The organism is Anaerorhabdus sp., assembly GCF_036641015.1.
Classification (GTDB): Bacteria; Bacillota_I; Bacilli_A; order Erysipelotrichales; family Erysipelotrichaceae; genus Anaerorhabdus.
The window spans coordinates 1-5920 of the sequence record NZ_JAVWFO010000019.1 but is presented as its reverse complement, the minus strand read 5'-3'; the positions used below and the strand labels follow the sequence as shown (position 1 = coordinate 5920).

Genomic DNA, 5920 nt, shown 5'->3' with positions numbered 1-5920 from the left:
AAATAGCGCGCGAAATGTAGTTTTTGCTACACTAGTGGGAAACATTGATTGTAAATGACATATACGCATGATATATTAATAATAAATATGACAAAAAAGAGGAGTTGAAACGTTATGCGAATTGCCATTTGCGAAGACAACGAACAAGAACTCGCTCACATCGGTTCATTACTAACTCGATATCAGCAAGAACATAAAGTAGCACTTACATTTACGTCTTTTAATTGCGGGAGCTTACTCTTAGATTCACTTTCAAATCATACATTTGATTTGTTGTTTTTAGATATACTAATGCCTGGAATGACTGGTATTTCTGTAGCAAAGGAAATCCGGTCAAGAAATAAAAACGTAAAAATTATTTTTTTAACATCTTCATCTGAATTCGCTGTAGAAAGTTATCGTGTTAATGCAACTAACTATCTATTAAAGCCCATAACTAAGGAAGACTTATTCCCCATTCTAGATAATTTATACTTAAATGATTTAAAACAAGAACCCGTACTATACTTAAAATCGGAAGGTAATATATTTGCAATTCCATTTTCAGAAATAGTATATTTAGAAGTCATGAATCGTAGAGTACGATTTTATTTAATTAATGGAGCAATTCGTGAAGTTTTTGGATATCTTGCTGATTATGAAACAAAATTACTAGCTAATCAGGCTTTTGCAAAAACACATCGCTCTTATATAGTAAATTTTCAACACGTTCGTGAAATATCTTCAAAAGGTATTAGCACTGATATAAATCGGCATATCCCGGTATCACGAAATTGCTACACTCAAACAAAAGTTGCTTTTACCAAATATCTATTCAGTGAGAGCGAGGAAGAATAATGGTTATTATTAACTTGATTTCATCAGCTTTAATTATATTTTTTGCATCTATATGTATTGCTATGTTATTAGATGTTAATCCGCTAGAACTATCAACCTTTAAGAAAGTTGTATTATGGGGAGGAGTAACATTAGTTATAGCTACTGCAACCATTTTAGCAGTTACCATGGGTATCAATAAATTTACAAAACTATACCCTGTTCTTGTACAGCTCCCCATTTTTATAATCTTTTGTACGATATCTAGATATGGTTATTTAAAAACTATTTTCGCTTTATTGTCCGCAATCTTTTTAGCTTTTCCTTTTCAATTAATTATCAGAATAATTATTCCTTCACTTGGTAAAGAACATATCCTTACAATGATCTTATGTCTCATCATTACCTTTTTAGTTTTATTATTCTGTGTATATTATTTAATGAAATCTAGTTTCAATTATGCAATTGAACATTTAGATAACGCGAGTATTTTAAAGTTTTGCATTATTCCAATTCTCTATAATATATCTGCTTACTATTTTGGTAAATACACCCTTACAAATGACTCAATGCATATTCGTATCTTATTCTTCTTAATTGTTTTAGCAGCCTATTTCCTACTTACAGATGTTTTTCGCGGAACTATGGAAAAACAAAAATTACGATATGAAAACAATATTATTTCACTAGAGATAGATGCCGCAAAACAAAACCTTCGTGATTTTAAATATATGCAGGAACAAGCTGTTATATATAGACACGACATGAGACATCATTTCGCTCTTTTAAGTAATTACTTAAATACTAATGAAATTAATAAAGCAATAGACTACATAAAAATAACTCAAAAAAACATTGAGTCTATTACACCTCAACAATTCTGTGAGAATGAAACTGTAAACCTCATATTATCATCATTCAAAACACGTGCTTTAAAAAACGATGTCCAATTTACAACCGAAATTGTCTTACCAAATGAATTACCAATAGATGATACCGAACTTTGTACATTATTATCCAACGCATTGGAAAATGCTATTAACGCTGCAAGTTCCATTGATGATAAAAATCAAAGACAAGTTAAAGTACAATCTATGATACGTAGAAACATGCTTCTTATTCTTATTGAAAACACTTACTCAGGCGAAATAGCATTTGAGAATAATTTGCCCAAAGCTAAGAAAAATGACCATGGTTTTGGTACAAAGAGTATGTTAGCAATAATTGATAAGCATAACGGCGAATGTTTCTTCGAATCAGATAGTATACTATTTACAACTAGAATTATCATACCAATAACTAAAAATACTTAATATAAGACCGATGGATTATCCATCGGTCTCTTTATTTATTCACCTTTTATTTCAATTAAAATATCTCGTAATTCAGCAGCTCTTTCAAAATCCAATACTTTTGCAGCATCTTTCATTTCTTTTTCTAGGTTCGCAATTAGTTCTTGTTTTTCTTTCTTGCCAACTTTTGATTTCTTCTTAATAAACTTCGCAGCCATCTCTTGAGTTTCTTTACCATGAACTGCATCTTGTATATCTTTCTTAATAGTCGTTGGTGTTATTCCATGTTCAACATTATATGCTTCTTGAATTTTACGACGTCGATATGTTTCATCAATCGCAAGTTGCATTGAATTCGTCATACGATCTGCATACATAATAACTCGCCCATGTTCATTACGTGCAGCACGACCTATTGTTTGAATAAGCGATCTTTGAGAACGCAAGAATCCTTCTTTATCCGCATCTAATATCACAACTAACGCTACTTCTGGTATATCTATACCTTCTCTTAATAGGTTTATTCCAACAAGTATATCAATCTTACCTCTTCTTAAATCACGAATTGTTTCAATACGTTCCAACGTTTGAGTTTCATGATGTAAATAAGCTACTTTATAATCAGCCTTCTTTAAATAGTCAGTTAAATCCTCTGCCATCTTAACAGTAAGCGTTGTGATTAGTATACGTTCATTATTTTTAATACAAGTATTAATTTCATCTGTTATATCATCAATTTGTCCACGTGTTGGTCGAACCGAAATTTCAGGATCTAATAATCCAGTAGGACGAATAATTTGTTCAGCAAATTTATTATCTACTTTTTGTAACTCATAATCTCCAGGTGTTGCTGACACATAGATAGCTTGAGGGAATATTTCTTCAAATTCACTAAACCGCATTGGTCTATTGTCCAAAGCACTTGGCAATCTAAATCCATACTCAACTAATGTTTCTTTACGTGCTTTATCACCATTATACATACCCCTAATTTGCGGCAGTGATACATGACTTTCATCAACCACTAATAAGAAATCATTTTTCGGGAAATAATCAAATAAATTAAATGGTCTTTCTCCTGGTTTACGATTATCTATTTCTCGTGAATAGTTTTCAATACCTGGACATACTCCAAACTCTCTTAAAGCTTCAATATCAAAAGTACAACGTTGTTCAAGTCTTTGAGCTTCAAGTAATTTTCCTTGATTATGCAAATCTTTTACTCGTGCTTTCATTTCTTCTTCAATCTCAATACATGCACGTAACATATTTTCTTTTGGTCTAGCATAACCTGTTGCTGGGAAAATGATATACACTGTATATCCATTCATTATTTTTCCTGTAATTGGTTCTACCTCAAGTATTCTTTCAATCTCATCATCAAACATTTCTATTCTTAGTGAATATTGATCTGTATGCCCTAAAGTAATTTCAATTACATCCCCACGCACCCTAAAAGTTCCACGTTGATGATCAATATCATTTCTTTGATATTGTCTTTCAATTAATTTTCGCAATAATGATTGTCTATCTATTTTTTCACCAACACGAATAGTAAAAAACATATCTCTATATTGATTTGGATCACTTGATGCATAGATACACGCAACAGAAGCGACAATAATTGTATCTCTTCTTTCAAGCACTGAATTATATGCAGCCATTCTTAACATATCCAACTCATCGTTAGTCATTGCATTCTTTTCTATGTAAGTATCTGTTTTTGGCATATAAGCTTCAGGTTGATAGAAATCAAAGTTTGATACAAAGTATTCTACCCTATTATTTGGAAACAATTCCTTAAACTCCGAATATAATTGCCCCGCTAATGTTTTATTATGTGCGAAAACTAATGTAGGTTTATTTATTTGCTCAATAACGTTTCCAATTGTAAACGTCTTTCCTGTTCCTGTTGCACCTAAAAGAACTTGTTCATGTTTTCCATCACGAATACCTTGTACTAATTCTTTAATTGCAGTTGGTTGATCTCCGGTAGGCTTGTATTTAGCTACTAATTCAAATTTATGTTCAGTCATTTCTTGCCCTCCTTTAATATTTTAACATATAGGACAACATTATACATGAATTTTATTCAAGTTGATACTATTTTGCTCTTGCCATATAAATATACTCTTCAAATCCCATTTGCTTTGGATATTTTACTTTTTCTCTTTTATACTCTTCAAAACCATTTTTTCTATAACATTGTATAGCATTCATATTAATATTAGTAACTTTTAAACTAAATTCTTCAAAGTTACTATTGTCTATCAAATATTGAATCAGTTTTGTTCCTATTCCTCTATGTGCATAATCAGGATCTATTCCCAATATATCTATGTAAACTTGTGATTTTTTTAAATGCAACGGTTCTTCAAACTCATTTTTAAGCATCATTGCTATAGCATATCCTTTAAAGAAACCCTTAACTTTTTGAAAACTCTTTGAATCAATCGCCAACGCTCTTTGATTTTCTGTAACATAAGATAAGAAGCCAACAATTTTATCATCAATACATGCAACATAATATACATCTATGTTAATTCCATTAAATAGTGCTCGCGCTACCTTATTAGAATCATTATCCAGTAAACTCCAATCATTGCTAAAAGCTTTTGCATTAATCACCGCAATCGCCATTCTATCACTTTCTAATGCTTTTCTTATTATTTCTACTTCCATCATATTTCTCCTTATACTTCTAAGTTTACCACAAGAAAAAACTAGATTTCTCTAGTTTACTCTTTATCTGCACTAATTAAATCGATTGCAGTATTTAATTGTATATCTTTACTTTCATTTAATGAGTATTCTCTTATAACACTTGATATTACAACTTCAAATGTACCTTTATCCAAAATTCCATCAACAAGTATGTTTTTATCTTTTTCAAACTGTTTTAATGCATTAACTGTAGAATTATCAAAGTAACCATCTGTACGATTAACTTTATAATCAAGATACTCTAATCCTTCTTGCATGATTCTTACATAATCAGACACTTCGTCTAAAGTATATGACTCATTATCTTCCATTGGTACATAAGCTTCATATAGAACATCTGGAAGTCTTACTTCAACATCTGGTTTGATTCCTACCCCATCAATTGACTTACCACTTGGTGATAGCCATTTTGAGGTAGTATATTTAATTGCTGAACCATCGCTAAATGGTTGAGTAACTTGAACAGTACCTTTACCATAACTAGTAGTACCTACGGTAGTTACATCATCCCTTAGTTCGCTAAGAGCTAGCGTTAATACCTCTGATGCACTCGCTGTTTGTTCATTAATTAGAATTACGATATCTTCAATACCTTCGTATTTTCCTTCTTTTGAAATAGTTTCACGAATACTTTCATCTGCATATTCTTGTTGCATAACCACAATATCTTTATCAACAAATTTACTTACAACATCAACAAATGCATCTAAATATCCTCCACCATTATCACGTAGATCAATAATTAATTTTTTCATACCTTGATCAATCATTGAATTTAAATATTCTTCAACCTCATAACCTGTAGATTCTCCAAATTGATAGATTTCTAAATACCCGATATCATCTTTTAACATTTTTCCATAAACTGTACCATTAACTTCAGCACGTGTTAATTCAAATTCAATAGGTTTACCTTCTCTTAAAAATTCAACCAATACCTTAGTCCCTGATTCACCAGTTACCATAGCTTTAACTTCTTCCGATGTTAATCCTTCTACTGATATCCCATTAACTTTATTAATAATATCACCTGGTAAAACACCTACTTTTTCGGCAGGAGAATTCTTAAATACTCGATTAATTACAAA

Annotated in this window: 5 protein-coding genes; 2 read left to right on the top strand and 3 right to left on the bottom strand. The window is 31.0% G+C overall.

The window, feature by feature from the left end; all coding sequences use genetic code 11:
• The first annotated feature begins 114 nt into the window (after window positions 1–114).
• Both RR430_RS04255 and RR430_RS04250 read left to right on the top strand, forming a co-directional pair.
• A complete protein-coding gene (locus tag RR430_RS04255; protein WP_332508701.1) occupies window positions 115–837 on the top strand; it encodes a LytR/AlgR family response regulator transcription factor in 723 nt (240 codons plus the stop codon).
• Window positions 837–2129 carry a sensor histidine kinase gene (locus RR430_RS04250; RefSeq protein ID WP_332488229.1) on the top strand — a complete coding sequence of 431 codons (1293 nt, stop codon included), beginning with the start codon at window positions 837–839 and terminating at the stop codon, window positions 2127–2129. The genes RR430_RS04255 and RR430_RS04250 overlap by 1 nt, the downstream gene beginning before the upstream one ends.
• Window positions 2130–2164: 35 nt before the next feature.
• Here RR430_RS04250 and uvrB read toward each other — a convergent pair whose 3' ends face one another.
• The 3 genes from uvrB to RR430_RS04235 all read right to left on the bottom strand — a co-directional run.
• Complete coding sequence (gene uvrB, locus RR430_RS04245) at window positions 2165–4144, bottom strand: excinuclease ABC subunit UvrB (protein WP_332488231.1); 1980 nt, start codon at window positions 4142–4144, stop codon at window positions 2165–2167.
• A gap of 67 nt (window positions 4145–4211) precedes the next feature.
• A complete protein-coding gene (locus RR430_RS04240) occupies window positions 4212–4790 on the bottom strand; it encodes a GNAT family N-acetyltransferase (RefSeq protein WP_332508700.1) in 579 nt (192 codons plus the stop codon).
• Between the two features lie 56 nt (window positions 4791–4846).
• The coding region (locus tag RR430_RS04235; protein WP_332508699.1) for a S41 family peptidase at window positions 4847–5920 on the bottom strand (1074 nt) is incomplete at its 5' end.